This is a genomic window from Enterococcus sp. AZ163, assembly GCF_050498925.1.
GTDB lineage: Bacteria > Bacillota > Bacilli > Lactobacillales > Enterococcaceae > Enterococcus_A > Enterococcus_A ferrettii.
In genome coordinates, this window is record NZ_JBIPAO010000001.1 from 1,417,539 (window position 1) to 1,439,398 (window position 21,860).

The 21,860-nt window shown below is 39.4% G+C and carries 19 protein-coding genes; 15 read left to right on the forward strand and 4 right to left on the reverse strand.

Features of this window, described 5'->3' with window-relative positions; genetic code table 11:
- Positions 1-34: 34 nt before the first annotated feature.
- Positions 35-886 (reverse strand): MurR/RpiR family transcriptional regulator, encoded by an 852-nt coding sequence (locus IGI46_RS06825; RefSeq protein WP_429962607.1) that lies wholly within the window; start codon positions 884-886, stop codon positions 35-37.
- A 273-nt stretch (positions 887-1,159) separates the two neighbouring features.
- On the opposite strand from IGI46_RS06825, the gene IGI46_RS06830 reads away from it, so the two are divergent.
- The 7 genes from IGI46_RS06830 to IGI46_RS06860 all read left to right on the forward strand — a co-directional run bounded on the left by IGI46_RS06830 (position 1,160) and on the right by IGI46_RS06860 (position 8,093).
- Positions 1,160-1,600: a hypothetical protein gene (locus tag IGI46_RS06830; protein WP_429962608.1), complete on the forward strand. Its 441-nt coding sequence runs from the start codon at positions 1,160-1,162 to the stop codon at positions 1,598-1,600.
- A 486-nt stretch (positions 1,601-2,086) separates the two neighbouring features.
- The gene (locus IGI46_RS06835; RefSeq protein WP_429962609.1) at positions 2,087-2,209 is read left to right on the forward strand and encodes a hypothetical protein; all 123 of its coding nucleotides are present in this window, start codon (positions 2,087-2,089) and stop codon (positions 2,207-2,209) included.
- Positions 2,210-3,198: 989 nt separating this feature from the next.
- Positions 3,199-4,389 (forward strand): glycine C-acetyltransferase, encoded by a 1,191-nt coding sequence (locus IGI46_RS06840; RefSeq protein WP_429962610.1) that lies wholly within the window; start codon positions 3,199-3,201, stop codon positions 4,387-4,389.
- Between the two features lie 39 nt (positions 4,390-4,428).
- The gene (locus IGI46_RS06845; RefSeq protein ID WP_207703791.1) at positions 4,429-5,406 is read left to right on the forward strand and encodes an NAD-dependent epimerase/dehydratase family protein; all 978 of its coding nucleotides are present in this window, start codon (positions 4,429-4,431) and stop codon (positions 5,404-5,406) included.
- Between the two features lie 198 nt (positions 5,407-5,604).
- A complete protein-coding gene (locus IGI46_RS06850; RefSeq protein ID WP_207703792.1) occupies positions 5,605-6,969 on the forward strand; it encodes an APC family permease in 1,365 nt (454 codons plus the stop codon).
- 93 nt (positions 6,970-7,062) lie between these two features.
- The gene (locus tag IGI46_RS06855) at positions 7,063-7,548 is read left to right on the forward strand and encodes a hypothetical protein (RefSeq protein ID WP_429962611.1); all 486 of its coding nucleotides are present in this window, start codon (positions 7,063-7,065) and stop codon (positions 7,546-7,548) included.
- On the forward strand, positions 7,545-8,093 hold the full coding sequence (locus IGI46_RS06860; RefSeq protein ID WP_207703795.1) for a DUF6155 family protein: 549 nt from the start codon (positions 7,545-7,547) through the stop codon (positions 8,091-8,093). The genes IGI46_RS06855 and IGI46_RS06860 overlap by 4 nt, the downstream gene beginning before the upstream one ends.
- Before the next feature lie 62 nt (positions 8,094-8,155).
- Here IGI46_RS06860 and IGI46_RS06865 read toward each other — a convergent pair whose 3' ends face one another.
- A complete protein-coding gene (locus IGI46_RS06865; protein WP_207703816.1) occupies positions 8,156-8,386 on the reverse strand; it encodes a DUF378 domain-containing protein in 231 nt (76 codons plus the stop codon).
- A gap of 304 nt (positions 8,387-8,690) precedes the next feature.
- On the opposite strand from IGI46_RS06865, the gene IGI46_RS06870 reads away from it, so the two are divergent.
- From IGI46_RS06870 to IGI46_RS06885, 4 genes are all read left to right on the forward strand, one after another.
- A complete protein-coding gene (locus IGI46_RS06870; protein ID WP_207703796.1) occupies positions 8,691-9,557 on the forward strand; it encodes an SAM hydrolase/SAM-dependent halogenase family protein in 867 nt (288 codons plus the stop codon).
- A gap of 2 nt (positions 9,558-9,559) precedes the next feature.
- Complete coding sequence (locus IGI46_RS06875; protein WP_207703797.1) at positions 9,560-10,111, forward strand: ECF-type riboflavin transporter substrate-binding protein; 552 nt, start codon at positions 9,560-9,562, stop codon at positions 10,109-10,111.
- Between the two features lie 63 nt (positions 10,112-10,174).
- Positions 10,175-11,881: an ABC transporter ATP-binding protein gene (locus tag IGI46_RS06880; protein WP_429962612.1), complete on the forward strand. Its 1,707-nt coding sequence runs from the start codon at positions 10,175-10,177 to the stop codon at positions 11,879-11,881.
- Entirely contained in the window at positions 11,878-12,708 is an 831-nt protein-coding gene (locus IGI46_RS06885; protein WP_207703799.1) for an energy-coupling factor transporter transmembrane component T family protein, read from the forward strand. Before IGI46_RS06880 ends, IGI46_RS06885 begins: the two co-directional genes overlap by 4 nt.
- Before the next feature lie 91 nt (positions 12,709-12,799).
- Here IGI46_RS06885 and IGI46_RS06890 read toward each other — a convergent pair whose 3' ends face one another.
- Positions 12,800-13,591 carry an alpha/beta hydrolase gene (locus tag IGI46_RS06890; RefSeq protein ID WP_429962613.1) on the reverse strand — a complete coding sequence of 264 codons (792 nt, stop codon included), beginning with the start codon at positions 13,589-13,591 and terminating at the stop codon, positions 12,800-12,802.
- Positions 13,566-15,155: a PucR family transcriptional regulator gene (locus IGI46_RS06895; protein WP_207703801.1), complete on the reverse strand. Its 1,590-nt coding sequence runs from the start codon at positions 15,153-15,155 to the stop codon at positions 13,566-13,568. The genes IGI46_RS06890 and IGI46_RS06895 overlap by 26 nt, the downstream gene beginning before the upstream one ends.
- A gap of 121 nt (positions 15,156-15,276) precedes the next feature.
- Between IGI46_RS06895 and fdrA the strand changes: the two genes are divergently transcribed.
- The 4 genes from fdrA to IGI46_RS06915 are packed head-to-tail and all read left to right on the forward strand — an operon-like array spanning position 15,277 to position 21,859.
- A complete protein-coding gene (fdrA, locus tag IGI46_RS06900; RefSeq protein ID WP_429973162.1) occupies positions 15,277-18,270 on the forward strand; it encodes an acyl-CoA synthetase FdrA in 2,994 nt (997 codons plus the stop codon).
- 17 nt (positions 18,271-18,287) lie between these two features.
- Positions 18,288-19,223, forward strand: a complete 936-nt coding sequence (arcC, locus tag IGI46_RS06905; RefSeq protein WP_429962615.1) for a carbamate kinase — start codon at positions 18,288-18,290, stop codon at positions 19,221-19,223.
- Between the two features lie 28 nt (positions 19,224-19,251).
- Complete coding sequence (locus tag IGI46_RS06910) at positions 19,252-20,607, forward strand: citrate transporter (RefSeq protein WP_429962616.1); 1,356 nt, start codon at positions 19,252-19,254, stop codon at positions 20,605-20,607.
- 28 nt (positions 20,608-20,635) lie between these two features.
- On the forward strand, positions 20,636-21,859 hold the full coding sequence (locus IGI46_RS06915) for an amidohydrolase family protein (RefSeq protein WP_429962617.1): 1,224 nt from the start codon (positions 20,636-20,638) through the stop codon (positions 21,857-21,859).
- The last annotated feature ends 1 nt before the right edge of the window (position 21,860 follow it).

Below are 21,860 nucleotides of genomic sequence, written 5' to 3' on the forward strand. Positions count from 1 at the left end.
AGGGATAAGCAACTGATAAAGCTTTATGAAACGTTTATCTCAATTCCTTGTTCATTTTCTGATAATTGGTGATTTTGAAATGAACGTTCTTCTCATGCTGGTGATTAAAGTAGACAGCGTATAAAGTATCAAAGACCATTAATAAAGACATTCTGGTCGAAAATGAAGAGACTTTATCATAATGATTTTCAATGGAAGCCATATAAATTTTGTAGTCTGCGTATTTAGCAAGAGGATTATCTTGAACAGAAGTAATTAAAACCATCGGAATCTGATTTTCATGAAGTATTTTAACGACGCCATTAAGCGTTTGTCCCCGACCTCCGTAAGAAACCACGATAGCAAGATGTTCTGAATCGCTATTAGCTGCTGACAAGCGTTGTATATAGTCTTCTTCAGGAACATTAACTAAAATCCCAATCTCTTGCATTTGAAATTTAAAATTTTGGGCAAAGAATAGATTAGCTGATGCAGCATATACATCAATGATTTTTGCTTTTAGCAAGGCCTGACTGACAGTGGCTAATTCTTCAGGATCAGAAAAACTCAACGTTTCATCTATGGTACGTTTATAAATCTTTCCTAAATTCTCAGTAATTTGAAAGGGAGTATCGGATTCTAAAATAGGATAGTCGTAATTAATATCCACTGATAATTGTGTTTCCTTTAGCGATGAGACCAGTTCGACTTTTAACTCCCCCATGCCTGTTAGTTCTAGCTTGTTGATAAACCGATAAAGAGCTGCGACTGAAACAAATGCAGCATCCGCCAGTTCTTGTGCTCGAAAGGTTAACGTTTTTGTAGGGTTGGATAGAATATAATTTACAAGTGCTTTTTCATTATTGGTTAGATTATTCATTTCAGCGAATTTTTTGAATAGGTTCATAAGGATTCTCCTCTAGTTAAAAACAAATGATTGTAAGTAAATTATAACACGAGATCAAATGTCAATTCATAGCTGTGGACTCTAAAATGAACTATATATGGCAAAAATAAAATACTTTAGACTGGGAATTTTCCGCGTTCAGTCGATTTTGATCTAAATAGTTCCTTTTTTGAAATTTCATATCAGAGTGGAAAAACTGCCTTTAGAATTTCTAAGAATACGTTCTCTTATTATTGTGGGGCGTATCAAAAAGAAAATTTTAGGAGGTGAATTTTGTTTGTACCCAGTAATGAGAAAAAGCTATACAGAAAAGGGTATAAGCAAAACAACAGTATGAAAAATATCCACAAAATTGTTCAGCAGTATGGATGGAAATTGGAGGTGAGCTGGTATGCATTCGAAGAAGGAGGCTATTTTGTTTATTTGACTCCCTATAAAAGACAGCCCAGTGATTTCACTGGCTTAACTCATTTGTCCAGTTCATTATCTCTGGAAGCTAAGCAAATTTACTACTTCATTCAAAAGGATGGCGCTTGGTTGCCTGTAGTTTATGCTGAGACGTTAGATGAGGGTGTAGTTATGTTGGAACAGAAGTTAGAGGGAGTAGTGACTAAGGAATGGTTAGATCGGGTACAGCAAGCATATGACGATATTTTGCTTCTAATTAAAGAAACGAGAGCAGCAAAAGAAGACCAAGAAAAAGATTCGCTGTAGATAGCAACTATTCTGTAGCGAGTTAATCGGATTAGCAGCAGCTTTTTTTTAGGTTGCTGCTTTTTGCGTATTGAAATAAAAAGGATGAAATGACCTATAAACCACTTAAGCAACTAGCGTGATTAGACTTAATTTTTATCATATAACGTGACATATTAACTATTCTAGTTAAAAAGCGGAAGGAAACCACTCCCTGCGATGAAAAGTTTGTTTTGTTCTTTTCACTTAGGATAAGAGAATTTCTTAAAATTTGGGCTTCTTAGCTTATGGTTTCGTTAAGCAATTATTTAGCATTATTCTCTTTTTCTTCTAACAATCTTATCCCTTGTATAATATCTTTCAGCTATAGTTAATTCATAAGTAAGTTGTGGATGAAATTGGTATTTATACTCTCTATGGTACCTATAACGATCGTTTGTTTCATACTTTTTGGAGCTGCTGGTTCGATTCCAGCCGTCCACTTTCATAAAATTAGGAGGGATTATAATGAAGCAATTGATTCTAAATTCAAGCTTATTGGGTACAGTAATTTTCTTTTGGATGATTCGCAAAGAAATTCAGCGGTTAACAGCTAATAAGGTAAGACAAAGTCGTTATTACCCTGATTAAGAGTGGCTCAAGGCAATGACCGTATCTCCATTTCAAAACAACCCAAATGCCATTCAATCTAATAGAAAAAGATAGCATAAGAAAATTTTCAAATGAAGCTTCAGAAATCCATCCATCCAATTTGAAATAGATTCAAAATAAAGACTTTTGACGAAGTTACCTGATCTAAAGAATAGAAAAGAGAACTACAATGAGAAAATGAGGTCCCCTTTAATAGGTAAAAAAATCGATAATGAGTATTAGTTGTTAGCATTAAAATCGGCGGGATCTCTGGATTAATTTGTCTAACTAAATTAAGTTTGAAATGCGTAAAGGTATGTTTTAGGCTAAATGGAATAATGAAAAAAATTAAATAGCTTCTAATAATTGCTACAAAATAGGGATAATTTTGCCAGACATTAGGGAATTTTTCATGGATTTTGCTGCAATAACCTGTCATTTTTGGTCATTCAACGATGAGATAAATGTTAAATAGTCTTTTATGGCAAAAAAACTTAGTGAATTCTTTTTAGAATGAGAAAAAGAAAGCGGTTTATTAGCAATGTTTTGTCAGAAAAATCAGATAAAATTTCTCATTTGTATGTGATAAAAAATAACCTTTTTGTGAAACGAATTAGACCCATGCAAAGTGATTATAAAGCTATTTTATACAACAATGATTAGGCGATTGTGAAAACAATCGCTTTTTTATTTGATGAATTCTAATCAAAATATATTTATTTTTCGAGCTTTTATTGAGTAAACAGATAAGCAGATGATCGTTTTAAAATAAGAAACCTTAGAATGGGACAAGTTATTTATTATAATTCAAAGAATTTGAATGCGCAAATGTTGTAAGCGTTGACAATAAGAATATATACTACGGATGTAGGTGACATTAAAACAGTTTATTGAATCGATTTGTTATCTTTTCTAAATTGATCACTTGAAAAGATAACGATAATTCGACAACGCAATCACCCGTAAAATAAAGTAATGGAGGAATCGAAATGAGTTCAAAAGTACTTGATCAGTTTCTTGAAACAAATCTAAACGAATTAAGAGAAAAAGGACTGTTCAATACAATCGATGTTATTGAAGGAAGCAATGGTCCAAAAATAACCATCAATGGGAAAGAACTAATCAACTTAGCTTCAAATAATTATTTAGGATTTGCGACTAGGCCGGAACTAATTGAAGCTGATGTTGACGCAACAGAAAAATACGGAGCAGGTGCTGGTGCAGTACGTACTATTAATGGAACATTGGCTATTCACCGTCAATTAGAAGAAAAAATTGCTGAATTTAAAGGAACTGAAGCAGCAATAGCTTTTCAATCGGGTTTCAATTGCAACATGGGTGCTATTTCAGCAGTTATGAAAAAAGGGGATGCCATTCTTTCTGATGAATTGAATCATGCCTCCATCATTGATGGCTGCCGCTTATCTGGAGCTAAAATTATCCGAGTAAATCATCAGGATATGGAGGATTTAGAAAAGAAAGCCAAAGAGTCAACTGAAAGCGGTGAATATAATAAAGTGATGTATATCACTGATGGCGTATTTTCGATGGATGGTGATGTAGCAAAGATTTCAGAAATTGTTGAAATTTGTGAAAGATACAATGTGATTACCTATGTAGATGATGCGCATGGAACAGGTGTTATGGGCAAGGGTGCTGGAACAGTGAAGCATTTTGGCATGCAAGACCATATCGACTTTCAAATGGGTACCTTGTCTAAAGGAATTGGAGTAGTCGGCGGTTATGTAGCGGGGACAAAAGAATTGATTACTTGGTTAAAATCCCAAGCACGCCCATTCCTGTTTTCTACCTCTTTAACACCAGGAGCAGCGGGAGCATCAATTAAGGCTATTGAATTGATTCAGGAACATCCAGAATATGTGGAAAAGCTTTGGGATAATGCCAATTACTTCAAGCAAGAATTGAAACGTATCGGTTATGACATTGGTAAATCGGAAACGCCGATCACACCAGTCATTGTTGGAGATGAAAAACTAGCGCAAGAATTTTCTAAAAAATTAATTGAAAACGGTGTCTATGCGAAGCCAATTGTTTATCCGACTGTACCTTTAGGAACTGGTCGTGTACGTAACATGCCAAATGCTGGTCATACTAAAGAAATGTTAGATGACGCTATTAAGATATACGAACAGGTTGGCAACGAATTAGAAATTATTTAATAAAGATAATACTCAACTAAAGAAGGGAAGTATTTTATTATGAAACGTGTATTGATTACTGGAGCTTTAGGACAAATTGGATCAGAATTAACCGAACGTTTACGTCGTGACTTAGGTGTTGACAGTGTTATTGCAACAGACATCCGTAAGCCTGACAACAACCCAACTGTTGAAAATGGACAATTTGAGACTTTGGATGTACAAGATTACGATAGCTTCTTAGATATGGCAAAACGGTATGAGGTAGACACAATTATTCATTTAGCAGCCCTATTGTCGGCTACTGCTGAACAACGTCCAGCTTTTGCTTGGCAATTGAATATGGGCGGTTTGATGAATGGGTTGGAGGTTGCTCGCGAATTAGGTGAAGGCATTAAATTCTTTGCACCATCTTCCATCGCAGCTTATGGCCCAGACGCTGAACCGGATAGTACACCGCAGGATACAGTGATGCATCCCACTACTATGTATGGTGTAACCAAGGTTGCTGGTGAATTATTGGAGAATTATTACCATGATAAATACGGAGTAGACACTCGCTCTGTCCGCTTCCCAGGGCTAATTTCTTACAAAGTTGAACCAGGTGGAGGAACGACTGACTATGCGGTGGACATTTTTTACGAAGCTTTAAAAAACAAATCCTACAAATCCTTTATTGCTGAAGGGACCTATATGGATATGATGTATATGGATGATGCAATTGATGCGATCGTTGATTTAATGAATGCTGATTCAGATCGCTTGGACCATCGCAATGCCTTTAATATCACAGCAATGTCCTTTGCACCAGAAGAAATTGCAGCAGCCATCAAAAAACGTATTCCAGAATTTGAAATGCATTATGAAGTGGATCCCGTTCGTCAGGGCATTGCTGAATCTTGGCCAAACTCAATTGATTGCCATTGTGCGGTTGATGAATGGAACTTTACTCCAAGCTATGATTTAGAACGCATGACTGATGAAATGCTAATGCGTCTAGAGAAAAAGTTTGAAACTGAAGGAATGGTAGCAAAATAACGAACCACTTATCATTAAGAAAACCATGAGGCGCTGCTAAGAAAAAGGTGAGTGTTCCGAGCAAAACACCATCTTTTTCTGCCTCGCGTGATAAAATGTTTAGCAGACTAAAAACGCCGTGTGTCATTCGTAAGCAGCACTTATTAATTTTTGCGATAGCGGCTTGTCGTTGTAAATAGTCAAATGAGGGGGAAAAGCATGGAAACGAACCAACAAGATGTTGCTTCTTCACCAGCAACCCAAGAAGGTGAATTAAAACGAACGATGACCTTCTTCCCAGCACTATCCACAGTAATGGGTACAGTAATCGGGGCAGGAGTATTTTTTAAAGCAGCCAGTGTTGCTGCGGTAACTGGTTCAACCAGTATGCATATGCTGTCTTGGTTCTTAGGAGGACTAATCAGTGTCTGTGCTGGATTGACCGGAGCAGAGTTAGCAGCAGCTATTCCAGAGACAGGTGGGATGCTGCGTTATATTGAACGTGCATATGGGAAATTTCCTAGTTTTCTATTAGGGTGGGCACAAGTAATTATTTATTTCCCAGCTAATGTAGCAGCTCTGTCGATTATCTTTGCTACTCAATTTAAGAATCTATTTGGATTAGGTGATGGAACGATTATTCCAATTGCTATTGTGGCAGCAGCCTCCATCATGTTAATTAATTTTTTAGGCTCCAAAGCTGGCGGTATGTTCCAATCGGTTACATTGGTCTTTAAACTAATCCCATTAGCTCTGATCGTTATTTTCGGGTTGATGCGTCAAGGGGCGGTTGAAGTTAGTCTGTTTCCAGTTCAGGCAGGTGCCAATGTAGGCGGTTTTGCTCCAGCATTAGGTGCTGGATTATTGGCAACTATGTTTGCTTATGACGGCTGGATTCACGTAGGTAATTTGGCAGGAGAACTAAAAAAACCGGCTAAAGACTTACCTCGTGCAATTGCTGGCGGGATTTTAGGAATCATGGTAGTTTACTTATTAGTAAACTGGGCTTACTTAAAAACTATGGCAATTCCTGAATTAGCAGGTAACGAAAATGCAGCAATGGAAGTTGCTGGACGTATTTTCGGCGGTATGGGAGGCCGTTTAGTAACGATTGGTATCTTAGTTTCAGTTTACGGAACTATTAACGGCTATACTATGACAGGTATGCGTTTGCCGTATACTATGGGGATTGAAAAACAATTGCCATTTTCTAAACAGTTAGCTAAATTGAATCGGAATTCTGTTCCTTACATTGCTGGTATTTTAGAGTTAGTTATTGCGATTGGTATGATGATGGTAGGCGGGTTTGATTTGTTAACCGATATGTTAGTCTTCGTGATCTGGATTTTCTATACGTTAGTTTTTGTTGCTGTTATCAAGCTGCGTAAAACCGAACCAGATTTGCATAGACCCTATAAGGTACCGTTGTATCCGATTATCCCAGCAATTGCGATTATTGGTGGAATCTTCATATTAATCATGACGCTGATTAATCAATTCTCGTTAGCAATGGTTGGATTGCTGATTACTGCATTGGGAATTCCTGTTTACTTCTATATGATGAAAAGAAATCAAAAAGTTTAAATATAAAACTAACATCAGCAGCTGCGGTTGCTGGTGTTTTTTTTGCATAGACAAATATTTTTGATTGAAAGATAATAGAAGGGGGTGTGCAGGATGCTTCAATTAAAAGATTTAGCAGAAGAAATGGATATGCAATTTGATGAAGTAGATAAGTTTGTCCATAAGAAGACAGGCGATTTTGTTTATCTAGAAACAGAGTATTATGCTTTGGCTGAAGCAGTGGATGATGGAGAAAAGGGTCTGACGGAGTGTCAGGATTGGGAAAGGGAAGCTGTTGCTGAAATTATTAAATATTGGGAACATCTGGAGGACTACGCTTCGCTGTCTAATCGTTATGAGATAAATGAATATGGCATGATGGAAGATTTCATTGATCAATTATCCAATGATATGATGCAAAATTGCTTAGAGCAAGCTATACACGGCAAAGGAGCCTTTCGCTATTTTAAAGATACAATCGAGGAGTTAGGCATTAGCCAAGGATGGTATGACTTCAAGGCACAAGCTATGTTGGAAATCGCCAAAGAATGGTGTGAAGATCAAGGAATAGCTTATCAACAGAAGGGAGCAAATAAATGAAACCATGGACCATTCCACAGTTGAAAAAACACTTAAAAACGATGGATGAAAAGCAGCTGCAGCAGCTAGTCGTAGATTTGTACAAGCAGTCGAAGGAAGTCAAGGAAATAATCAACGTTGCTTATCGTGAGGAGGATTACGAAAAAGGAATTGCTGAGGAATATAAAGAAAAAATCTATCGGATATTTTTCCCAAAATCAATGTCAGCTGGTTTCTCATTACCAGAAGCGAAGGTCTTGTTAAAGAAAGGGCTAGGAATTTGCCGTCAACCGGAAAATAGGATTGATCTACAGTTGTTTTTTGTCGAATGCGGGGTCGAATTTACCAATATGTATGGAGATATATCCGAGACCTTCTATTCAGCGATCATTTCAGTGTACGACAAGGCTGTAACAGGGATTAACAAAAATCAGAAGAGTCAAGCACATCCAGGCTTTATCAAAAGATGCATGGCAATTTATAGTGATTCGGAGTGGATGGCTTGGGGCTTTGGAGAAGCGATGGTCGCAATCTCCTTTGAGCTAGATGGGTTCTCAGATGAGTAGCCTGAGCATAAAAAAAGATTGCTGGAACGGACTGCCCCAACAACCTAACGTATTATTCATTTTTACATGTGCGTGTTTGTGTCTCTAACTTCAGCTGAGCGCGAGATAAGTGGGAAGAAGCGTAAGCAATAGATAGCACAGATTCCAACAATTACGTAAATAATTTTTGCGAAAGCTGTTGCCGGACCACCTGCGATAGCTGCTACCAAATCATATTCGAATAAACCTACTAATAGCCAGTTTAAGCCGCCAACGATCAATAATCCAAGTGCAATATAGTCTAATGTTTTCATTGTCATTTCCTCCTTTATCTTAAGATATTTTATATATTATAGGTTTTTTACAGAGCTTACAAAGATATGAACTTGTTATTTCTCAGTATGGGAAAACTCTAATGATGATAGACTCAATTCGTGAATAATTAGATGTGAATCCTTTGGTTACGAGCGATGAGATGGAAAAATGTATCGATTTCGGACAGATTTTAGTAATTCACGAATATTTCTACGATTTATCGCAAAAATCAGTTGCTTTTTTGGAGCCGAAATTATAAGATATTTCAGAAAGTTATGAAATTTCGTTCAATTGGAGGCTGTTATGGGAAAATATTTAGTGTTGCAAACAGATTTTGGTTTAGGTGATGGTGCAGTCAGCGCCATGTACGGTGTGGCTCATATGGTGAGTCCAGAGATTACAATTAGTGATTTAACGCATGATATCCCTCCATACGATATTTGGGTAGCATCCTATCGCTTATATCAAACGGTCAAATATTGGCCGGCAGGAACAGTTTTTGTTTCAGTGGTTGACCCTGGTGTGGGCAGTGCTCGCCGCAGTATTGTCTGCAAAACAAAGTCAGGTCATTACGTGATTACGCCAGACAATGGATCACTAACTCACATTAAGCATTATGAAGGTATCGAAGAAGTTCGAGCAATCGACGAAGTGAAAAGTCGTCTGCCTCATTCGGAGGAAAGCCATACTTTCCACGGTCGAGATATTTATGCTTACAATGGTGCTCGCTTAGCTAGTGGTGAAATTACCTTTGAAGAATTAGGCAGTGTTGTTTCTAATGATAGTATTGCGGAATTGGAGATTGTGGAAGCGAAGCATGAAGGCCATCATATCTTAAGCGGCAGTATTGATGTATTAGATGTAAGATTTGGTTCACTATGGACCAATATTCCACTGGACTACTTTAAAAACGAAGGTATTCAGCATGGGAATATGTTACAAGTAACCATTTTCCATCAAGGTAAAAAGGTCTATCAAAACATTATGAAATTTGCAAAGTCTTTTGCTGATGTGAATGTCGGGGAACCATTGGTTTATATCAATTCATTGGTGAACATTGGCGTCGCGGTCAATCAGGACTCTTTCTCGGACTTGTATCACATCGGTACAGGGACAGACTGGAAGATTGAGTTGCGTAAAGCACCACGAATCATTTTTGAGGAGGAATAAGTGTGAAAAAAGAATTTTCAGTAAAAACAATCGTAGCCATTGGGATTGGCTCAGCAGTATTTGTTATTCTCGGACGTTTTGTGGTGATTCCAACTGGGATTCCAAATACCAACATTGAGACGGCCTATCCGTTCTTAGCCTTGATGTCCGTCATTTATGGACCAGTGGCGGGTGCCTTAATCGGTTTTATCGGCCATACCTTAAAAGATTTCACAACGTACGGCAGTGCTTGGTGGAGCTGGATTATTTGTTCAGGTGTGCTTGGTTTAATCTTCGGTTTTGTTGGTCGCAAAATTGATTTGCAGCATGGTATTTTTGGCAAAAAAGAAATTATTTATTTCAATATTTTTCAAGTGCTTTCTAATGCAGTCGTCTGGGGCTTGTTAGCTCCAACGTTAGATGTTATCATTTATAGCGAACCTGCGAATAAAGTCTATACCCAAGGTGTTGTATCGGTCGTGGTAAATGCTTTGGCAGTAGGAGTTATTGGTACATTATTAATGAAAGCTTACGCAGCGACACAAACCAAACAAGGAAGTCTGAAAAAGGACTAGCTGTCGCTAGCCGGGTGCCTAGCACTCGGCTTTTCTGCGTTTTATTGCTCAAGGAGAAAAAATATGACGAAACCGATGATTGCATTAAATAATTTTACCTTTCAATACCATAGTCAATCGGAACCAACCTTGAAGAATTTAACTGTCACCATCAATGAGGGAGAAAAGGTTCTGGTAGTCGGTCCCTCTGGCAGCGGCAAATCGACCTTTGCCCATTGTATTAATGGTCTGATTCCTAATCAATATGAAGGAACCATTCAAGGAGAAGTTGTGGTTGATGGGAAAAATATTGTGGATAGTTCGTTGTTTGAGCTGTCCTTTAGCACCGGAACGGTCCTGCAGGATACAGATGGCCAATTTATTGGTTTAACGGTAGCTGAGGATATTGCCTTTGTTTTAGAGAATGATGCGGTGGCTCAGGTACAGATGCATGAACAGGTGGCGCGCTGGGCGGAAGTCGTGGATATAGATGGACATTTGGACAAACGGCCTCAGGATTTATCAGGTGGTCAGAAGCAGCGGGTGTCCATGGCTGGCGTATTAATCAATGAAGCACCGATTTTGTTGTTTGATGAGCCCTTAGCGAATCTTGATCCATCAGCTGGTAAAGAAGCGATTGCTTTGATTGATCGGCTGCATAAAGATTCTAAAGCAACAGTAGTGATTATTGAACATCGTTTAGAGGATGTGCTGGATCAGCCAGTGGATCGTGTGATCGTTTTTAATGAAGGTGAGATAGTAGCTGACATGAAACCAGATGAACTATTGCGATCTTCAGTTTTAGCGGAAAATGGAATTCGCGAGCCATTGTATGTAACAGCTATGAAGTATGCCAAGGTGGATTTAGAAAAAGTTGATCATTTGGCCAATCTTGCAGCTTTGAGTGGTAAGGAAATTAAGGATAAGATGGTGGCTTGGGAGGCGGAGCATTTTGATCTAAGCACCTCTCAACAAGGCGAATCGCTATTGGAATTATCTGATCTAACCTATCGTTATCGCAAGCAGGATCCACTAGTAATTGATCATCTGTCAGCCACTATTCATAAAGGTGAACGCATTAGTATCGTTGGTAAAAATGGTGCAGGTAAATCAACTTTGTTCAAAGCAATTTGCGGCTTTATCTCGCCTGATGGACAAATGCTGTGGAATGGGCAGGATATTACCAAGGAATCAATTAAGGAACGCGCTGATAAAATCGGTTATGTCATGCAGAACCCTAATCAAATGATTTCGAAGAAAATGATTTTCGATGAAGTAGCTTTGGGACTAGTTCTTCGGGGTGTTTCTGAAACAGCAATCAAAGAACGAGTAGAGCATGCCTTAAAAGTTTGCGGCTTGTATCCATTTAGAAACTGGCCAATTGCAGCCCTAAGCTATGGACAAAAGAAACGCGTGACGATTGCGGCTATTTTAGTGCTAGAACCAGAAATGATCATTCTTGATGAACCAACTGCTGGTCAGGATTTTCGCAATTATACTGAAATGATGTGCTTTATTGAAGAATTAAACAAATTAGGTAAAACAGTAGTTATGATCACTCACGACATGCATCTAATGCTGGAATACAGTGATCGGGCTTTAGTCATCGGTGGCGGGAGAGTCTTGATGGACACCACACCAATCGACGTACTGACCTCAAGAGAGCTGGTGGAGCAGTCTTCATTGAAGGAGACTAGCCTGTTTACCTTTGCGGAAAAGATTGGTTTGCAGGACCCGATTACTTTTACACGTAAATTTATCCATTATGATCGGGAGGTGCGCCAACGATGAACGAACATCAAACTTTGGGGTATCATCCCGACAATACGGTGATTCACGGGTTGAATGCTACTGCTAAGCTAGTGTTTCTGCTGTTAGTTTCAGTTGCTTGTATGACTACTTATGATACTCGGTATTTGTTGGTTGTCAGTATCTTTTCATTGGTCTTGTTTAAGCTGGCGAATATCAAGTGGCATCAGATTTCCTTCGTTATGAAGTTTATCTTTTTCTTTTCTGTGTTGAATCTGCTGGCAGTTTACATTTTTGAACCGGAATATGGGGTTCATTTGTATGGCAGCCGCCATGTGATTTTGGAAGGAATCGGTCGCTTTACCTTGACGCAAGAGCAGCTGTTCTACTTATTTAATTTAGTGTTGAAGTATTTTTGTACGATTCCCTTGGCCTTAGTCTTTTTATTAACGACGAACCCCAGCTCGTTTGCGGCCAGTCTCAATAAAATCGGCTTAAGCTATAAAATCAGCTATGCAGTTTCCTTAGCTTTGCGCTATATTCCTGATATTCAAGAAGATTTCTTTAGTATCTCTCAAGCGCAGCAGGCCCGCGGTTTCGAAATGTCGAAAAAGGGCAAGCTATCTCAACGATTGAAAGGTACAGCCCAAATAGTGCTGCCACTGATTTTCTCTAGTCTCGATCGGATTGAAACCATTAGTACTGCCATGGAACTGCGCCGCTTTGGTCAAAAGAAAAAGCGTACGTGGTATGTGGATCAACCCTTCAAGAATAAGGACTATATCTTGATGCTAGGTAGTATTCTACTGTTTGCGGTCAGCCTATTGCTGTTTAGAGTCAATGGCGGACGTTTTTATAATCCGTTTTAACATTAAACTGTATTTAAAGAGATCGAATAGAAAACTGTAAATATGAAATCCTCCCGCACACTGATGTCTCAGTCGAAGGAGGATTTTTTTATTACAGCCATTCCTCTAAAGCGTGCAGAACTTTCTGAACCTCAAGATTGTCGCTCTCTTTTAGAAAATCATGGTCTAAATAATAGACTGGTTTGAAGCAGCTGTCAGGAATCAAGCGAGCAATTTTTTTGCTGTAACTGAAAGGAATTTCTTTATCGGAAGTACTCGCACTGCTGAAGATACGTGGGAATTTTGCCAAGTCTGCATCAGCAACAGAAAATTCTTCAATAGAATCAACGTCATAATACTCCAGCAGCAGATTTTGCTGCACTGCATAATGATAAAGTAAAAAACGAGTCAACAGTGGATCGTCCCAAATGGTTCCTTCTAGACCTACTGTTGCAATCTGTTTCTCTTCAATAGTCAGCGGCAACAGTTGACGCTCGTTTTGAATAAAAGACAAATCTGTGTAGCCGTAAAAATTGATTAGAAAATCTGGCGATAGTTGCTTAGCCAACAAACGTTTAGTTAACAGAAGCATCAAATAACCACCGGCAGAGCGACCGCAAAAACCAAAAGGTCGGTTACCAATCACCGATTCTTTCAATAAATAGAAGCTTTCTTCTAAAGCATTCATAATTTCTGATAATGTGCTGTTGGGTGCCAATAAATAATCCACTGCTAATACAGTACAATCTTTTGCTAAAAAAAGATCTCGTAACCCGCTGGGCAAATCATTTTTCGATCCATAGATCAAACCGCCGCCGTGAAAATATAAGACCATCTTTTGTTGGGAATCAGTTGGATAGATATCTACGGCTGCACCATTAGTTAGGGTGATTGTTTTTTTCAATGGCGTTTCTCCTCATCTTAATAATATACGTACCGATTTCATGATTCATTACCTGCAAAGGGTCATCCAATTCGATTGATAGAAACTGTTCAATCTTTGTCAAACGGTAGCGAATCGTTTTCGAGTGCAGAAACATGGCTTCTGCTGTTTGTTTATAATTGCGATTGTTGTGCAAAAATTGGTAAAAGGTTTCGAAAAGATCGTAGCTTTCCTGCGACAAAGCCAGTAATTTAGCTGGTACCAATTCATCAATCATCTCAAGCTGCTCACTACGAATGAAATGCCGAAAGATACCGATATCCGCTAATTCCACTACATCGTCGTGATAAAATTCCTCACTGAAATTCAAAATATCTAAACACTCCATTAAGATTTCCTTCAATTCATGTTTGCGTTTTAAGCTACTTAAGACAAACGTCATCGCCGGATGAAATTCTAATATTTCTGTTAACAAACGTTTAACGTCAGTTTTAGCAATACCTTTTTCCTGATCGAAATTAAGTAGAATCAGGGAATAGTTGTGATGATCAAAGAAGATCGATTTGGATTTCAAGGTCTTCAACAAATTTAATGTGCGATCTTTAATCAGCTGAGCTTCTGGTGTTTTAGTCGGAAAGGCGATCGCTTGATAAAAAGTGTACTGATTCATATCGGCTTCCTTCAATAGACTTTCCAGCTCTTCCAGGTTGTTGGGCGTATTTTGTAAAATAGCATCTGCTAAGTTATTCAGTCGTTCATAACGTTCTTTTTTTAACAAATACTCTGTGTTGAATTTTTCTTGCAGTACATCAATCGTATTTTCAATAATCATTAAATCGGTTTCCTTTACCTCGGGTTGATCCAAGTAAACCAACAGCAGGCAGTTGCTGGAGTATGGATTGAATAGACTTACCTCTAAAGCCGAGCGGGTCTTACCTTCCTGCTGAGAAAAAAGTGTCAGCAGTGTGTAGTCATTTTTAGTAAACTCACCACTCGCTAAGCTCTCACGATTCAGCACCACATCATTTTTAGGAACTTTACCAAAGTAAATTTCTTGCTGTTTATCAATCAGTTTTAGATTGCAAGGGTAATTAATTATCTGATAAAACTCTTCCATAATCTGCTCTAGTGAAGGGTAGCTGCGCTCTAGCTTAGTAAAACGTTGGCGTACTTCGTAATAGGTACGCAAAATATGGGTTTGATAATTTAACAAGGGCTCATAAATAGTCAATAGGATTTTTTCGTAACTGACTTCTTGGGCGATCTTGATCAAAGGGATTTCGTATTTAAAGGAAAGCTCGATTACCCACTTGGGGATGATCTTAATGAGACGGTCCATCTTTACCACTAAACCGCTGACACCAATTTGTTGCATTTTACTGAAGAATTCCTCTAGATCGTCCTCAGGTACGCCATTGAAGGCATAAAAGGAAGTTAGGATTAATTGATTCTTTTTGCTCCAGTTTTCAATATCCATGGCCTCTAAAACCATTGCAGATTCTACATCGTTTTCTAGTCCGATATCTTTAGTCAAAATTTTACTTGTTTTTAATTCTCCTTGAGCCAGCAATTCCTTTAATTTCATGAAACTCTCCTTTTTGCGCTTTATGGATAAAAAGTATGACATCTTTTTAGAATATTGTCCGATGAAAACGCAATCTTTTATCTTTAGAATAATAGTGTAGAGGAAAGGTAGGGAAATTGAAATGCTAAACACAGTTATTTTAAAGAATAATTATCAAGATTCAATTAATTTGATGCTGTTGACTAACCGAATCAATGAATTAGAGGCAGTTACCATGAGTCAGTTGATGATGGGAACCAATGCCAATAAAGATATTTTAGAAAATACCGGATTATTAACGGATGAAGCGAAAGCAGCTTCACCTAATGATCTGATGATCGTCGTTGATAGTGAATTACCTGAAATTATGGATCAGGTATTGCCAGAAGTAGACAATTTCTTAAGTGATCTATCTTCTAAAAGCTTCAGTGACGTGAAGCAGGCATCAACTACTTGGCAGGAAGCTTTAGAACAATTACCGGATGCCAATATGGCATTGTTCAGCATCCCAGGAGAATACGGGGCAGCTGAAATGGAGACGGCCTTAAAAAACGGACTACATGTTTTCTCTTTCACTGACAATATACCAGTGGAAGATGAAGTACGCTTGAAGCAACTGGCTCATGAAAAAGGCTTGATGATGATGGGACCTGATTGTGGGACTGGGATTATTTCTAGTATTCCAATCGCTTTCACTAATGTAATCTCACCAGGAAACATTGGTGTTGTCGGGGCTTCGGGAACTGGGATTCAAGAAGTAACAACGATTATCGATCGACTTGGTAATGGAGTGGTTCATGCAATTGGAACCGGTGGCCGGGATCTTAGCAGCAAGGTCGGAGCGGTTACCATGAAAGACGCGATTGTGGCTTTGGAAAATCATGAACCAACCGATGTCATTTGCGTCATCTCAAAGCCGCCAGCAAAAGAAGTGCGTGACGAAGTAGTACAATTACTGCAAAGTATTTCCAAACCAGTAGTAGCAATTTTCTTAGGTGAAAAGCCGACTGCCCATGAAGGGAAGGTTTACTTGGCTCATACGCTAGAAGAGACCGCTAAAATTGCTGTTGATTTAGCCAATGAAGTACCAGTTAAAGCCAACTATTTCGAACCTGTTGCTGAACCAGAGCAAACAATTGCTGAAGGAAAAGTAATCAAAGGCCTTTATTCAGGCGGAACCTTGGCAGCCGAAGCCGGCATGCTAATCTCAGAAGCATTAGGTTTGGCTGGTTTGGTTAAGGAAGCCGGTTATATTTTAAAATCGGATGGTTATGATGTGATTGACTTAGGAGATGACATTTATACCCAGGGTAAACCCCATCCCATGATCGATCCAGAAGTTCGCGTGAAGAAGATTCAAGAATATGCGGCGGAAGAAAACACAGGCGTCATTCTATTGGATATTGTTTTAGGCTATGGTGCGCATGAAGATATGGTAGGAGCTTTAATGCCAGCCATCAAGGAAGCCCAAGCATTGAATCCAGATTTACAATTTGTCGCTACTGTGGTTGGCACTAATAAAGATCCGCAAAATTATGAAGATGCAGTTCTGCGCTTAGAAGCTGAAGGTGTGCTTGTTACCGAAAGCAATGCTAAAGCTGTTCAGCTGGCGTTACGCTTAAAAGGAATTGAGTTGACGGAAGAACCGAAAGCCGTAGCAGCTTATCATGGAAGCAAAATAACTGTACCTGCGCCTAGTGATCCAGTGATGGAATTGCTAAATACCAAACCACGCATTATCAACGTTGGACTGCAAAGCTTCAATCAATCGATTCAAGCCTTTGATGGAAAATCGGAACAATTCAACTGGAAACCGCGAGCAGGCGGTAATCAGAAAATGATTAAGATTTTGAATGCTTTAGAAGATTATGATGAACAAATCGCAGAAGAAAACCAACAGGTAATGGATAAAATCAAAAATGCACAACCTTTTCTAACCGATGTCGTGCCAGCTAAGGATGTTATTCCCGAGCTGAATGAAGAAACTAGAACCTTACTGCACGCTGGACCACCGATTAGTTGGGAAGCTATGACAGGACCGATGAAGGGTTCAGTTGTAGGAGCGGCTATTTTTGAAGGCTGGGCTACTGACGAAAATCAGGTAACCGCCTTAGTGGAAGCTGGCGAGATTCGTTTTATTCCCTGCCATCATGTCCATGCAGTAGGACCAATGGGCGGAATTACTTCAGCCCATATGCCCGTATTTGTAGTTGAAAACCGTTTGGACGGCTCAACAGGTTATTGCACTATGAACGAAGGCATTGGTAAAGTACTGCGTTTCGGGGCCTTTTCACAGGAAGTGATCGACCGCTTGAACTGGATGAAGGATATCTTGGGTCCAACCTTATCAGGTGCGTTAAGACAAAGCGTAACAGGTATTAATCTGAGTGTCTTGATTGCCCGGTCGATTACGATGGGGGATGAATTCCACCAACGCAACTTTGCGGCATCGTTAAACTTTTTAAGAGAAGTAGCACCATTTATTGTGACACTACAAATGGATGAGCAAGATAAATTTGATGTGATGAAATTCTTAGCGGATACCGATCAATTCTTCTTGAATATTATGATGGCAGCCGGTAAGTCCATCGTCGATACGGCTCGTAAAAATGCCAAAGGAACCGTAGTAACGACCTTAACTCGAAATGGTGTCGATTTTGGTGTACGGATTGCAGAAACTGGTGATGAATGGTTTACTGCACCAGTTAATCTGCCAAAGGGCTTGTACTTTACGGGCTTTTCTGAAGAAGATGGTAACCCGGATATGGGGGATAGTGCGATCACCGAAACAATTGGAGTAGGCGGTATGGCAATGGTAGCAGCTCCTGGAGTAACTCGTTTTGTGGGAGCTGGCGGATTCCAGGATGCTTTGTCAATCTCCGATGAAATGGCAGAAATCAGTATTGGGCATAACCCAACCTGGACCATTCCAACTTGGGATTTCCAAGGAACTTGTCTCGGTATTGATATTCGCAAAGTCGTAGAAACTGGCATTACACCGATTATTAATACCGGGATTGCCAATAAAGAGGCTGGTGTCGGACAGGTTGGTGCCGGAACAGTTAGAGCACCATTAAACTGCTTTGAGAAAGCATTAGAAGCCTATGCGAAATCATTAGGCATTGAGGTAGAGTAGGAAAGGATTAGATAAACATGGGATTAAATGTGATTGCTTTAGGCGGAAATGCCATTTTAGATAAAATTCCAACTGACGAGGGACAAAAGGAGGTTGTTCGTAAAGTCGCGTCAGACATTATCGAATTTATTGAACTAGGGGAGCAAGTGGTGATTTGCCATGGCAACGGCCCACAGGTGGGAAACCTGTTGATTCAGCAAAAGGCTGGTGATTCAGAAAAGACGCCGATGATGAAGCTGGACACTAATGTAGCCATGACCGAAGGCAGTATCGGCTACTGGATTCAGCAAGCGATTCAAAATGAGTTGCAAAAACGAAACATCAAAAAAAGTGTTATTAGTGTCATCACTCAAGTAGAAGTGGATGCAGCAGATCCTTCCTTTCAAGATCCTACTAAACCAATTGGGCCGTTTTACACTAAAGAGGAAGCCCAACAAAAAATGGATAGTGGAGAAGGAATTTATCAAGAGGATTCAGGAAGAGGCTATCGCAAAGTGATCGCCTCTCCTAAGCCAAAACAAATTGTTGAAAAAGAGGCAATCCTTTCATTGGTTGAAGCAGATGTTATCACTGTTTGTGTAGGTGGCGGTGGTATTCCAGTTATCAAGAATCAAGATGGAAGGTATGAAGGGGTGGAAGCAGTAATCGATAAGGATCTTTCCGCCAACAACCTAGCGAAAGAAATCAATGCAGATCGTTTGATTATTTTGACTGGTGTGGACAATATCTACATTAATTACAACCAACCGGATCAAAAGAAGTTGGAAAAATTGACGATCGGGGAGGCCAAGCAATATATTAAAGAAAATCAATTCCCACCAGGCAGCATGCTGCCAAAGGTTGAATCAGCGATTGATTTTGTTAAAGAAGGCCAAAAACGAGAAGCTGTGATTACATCCATTGAAAATTTGAGCAATATTGTAGCGGGTTATGGAACGAGAATTGTTTGTTAATACTACAAAAAAGTAGAGGAGTTAAGTCATGAAACGAAAAATTACGTTATTCCTGTTGATGTTACTAGTAGGCATAACCTCAGGAATCAGTGCTTATGCGTCAGATGGATTAGACGCCATTGTAGCACCAACCGGGTTTAAAGCTATTTTAGTTATTGTTCCATTAATACTGGTATTAGTTTTACTGTTTATGAAGGTCGATATGATTATCGCAGGTTTAGTTGCGGGGATTCTGGCAATGCTGATTGGCGGCATCAGTTTGATGGATGCCAATGCTCAGTTGCTGGAGACTATTCCTTCTATGCTAAGTATCACAGTTCCGATTATTAACTCAGCAGTAGCTATGGCGGTCTTCAAGGCAGGAAGCTACTCGGCAGCGTTAACGCTGGCTAAACGTGGAACCAAAGGAAAAGTAGAATATGTTTCAGCATTTATCGTGGTTTTATTAGCAGCGGCGACCTACATGTCAGGAATCGGCGGCGGCAGTGCGATGGTTATTGCCCCATTGGCCTTTGCAGCAGTTGGGGTTGTACCTGAGTTGATTGCTGGGATGTCCTTGGCAGCAGCCGTTTCCTTCACCACTTCACCTGCTTCATTAGAGTCGAGTATTGTTTCCAAATTGGGTGATGTAAGTGTCGGTGATTATGTTTCAGTTATGCGTCCTTATTGGTTGGTATTTGTTGTCTTGGCAATCATTTTAGCCTTCTGGGGAACCAAACGCCGCAATGTTGGCTTCAAGGAATCAGAGGATGATATCTTTGATAAAAAATCCAATGGAGAATTATTCAAATTAACGTTACCGGCTATTTTCTTATTGTTTGCAGTAATCTTTGGTCCAGTGGTAAATGATTTGATCGGCTTTGCTTTCTTTACACCATTGGTTTATATGATTTTAACCTTAGCTTTAGTATTCGTTTGTACAGACTTCACCATGAATCAATCGGTGGAAGCGATGGTAGACGGCTCAACTTATATTTTGACTCGACTGTTCCAAGTAGGGATTTTCTTAGCATTCATTAATGTCATTGCGCAAACTGGTACTTTTGCAGTTATTGCCGGCATTGCTCAAAACGCACCTGAGTTTATTGTAGTGCCAGTAGCTATTTTAACTGGAGTGTTAATTGGTGTTCCAGCAGGTGCTTACGTAGGATCGGTGTTAACGTTAGTATTGCCAGTCGCCGTTTCATTAGGGTTCCCACCGTTAGCATTAGGATTTGTTACGATGGGTGTTGGTTTAGGGAGTCAAATGAGTTTTGTAAATATCACCATGCAGGCCTTGTCTTCCGGCTTCCAGATTCCAATTTTGGATGTGGTAAAGGGAAATGTGAAATGGCTAAGTCTAGCCTCGGTTCTACTATTAGCAATTGGTTTAATTTTTGGGTAATATAAAAAAAGACATAGGAGTGAACAGAATGGATTTATTAATTAGACAAGCAAGATTAAATGATGGCGAAGCGTTGCAGGATATCGCGATTGAAAACGGCAAGATTGTCAAAATTGCACCGACTATTGACGAAAACGCCGATGAAGTAATCGAAGCGGAAGGGCGAGTATTGATTCCAGGACTAGTGGAAAGTCACATTCATTTGGATAAAGCCTTAATCGCCGACCGTGAGCCCAACAAATCTGGTACTTTAAAAGAAGCGATTCAAGTAACCGCAAAATTGAAACCAACGTTCACTGAAGAAGATGTTTATACACGGGCGAAGCAAGCCTTGGAAATGATTATTCGTCGTGGGGCAACGACAGTTAGAACCCATTCCGAATTTGATCCAGCCCAAGGATTTACTGGCTTCAACATGATTTTAAAATTAAAAGAAGAATACAAAGATATGATTGATATGCAGGTGGTGGCCTTCCCGCAAGAGGGAATTTTTAAAGCACCTGGTACTGAGAAAATGATGTACGAAGCGATGGATATGGGTGCTGATGTAGTAGGCGGTATTCCTTACAATGATGCACCAGCAAATGAGCACATTGATTTGATATTTGAAATTGCCAAAAAATACGATAAGGACATTGACCTGCATCAAGATTTTGCTGATGAAGCCGATGAAACGTCGATTGAATATCTATGTGAAAAGACGATTAAAGAAGGATACGAAGGTCGCGTATCAGTAGGGCATTTGACTGCTTTACACGCAATGAAGAAAGATGAGTTGGACCGTGTGATCGGAAAAATGGCTGAAGCTAAGATCAATGTGATGCCATTACCAGCTACTGACTTACATTTAGGTGCACGTAATGATGAGTACAATGTTCGCCGTGCAGTAACACCTATCCGCAAGCTTCGGGACGCGGGTGTGAATATTTGTTTGGCAACTAATAACATTCGAAATGCTTTCACACCTTATGGTAATGGTGATCTGATTCAAATTGCAATGCTAGCTGTTCCAGTAGGACATTTGGGCGGAGCCGACGATTTACCAACGGTTTTACCGATGATTACTGAAAATCCAGCCAAAGCTTTAGGTCTAACTGATTATGGAATTGAAGAAGGCAAGAAAGCTGATTTAGTTTTATTGGATACTAAAGTTAAAGCCAATGCGATTATCGATATTCCTGAACGGGTTTATGTTATTAAAAATGGTCGCGTAACAGTGAAGGTGGATACTAAAGTAACTATCAATCGCTAAT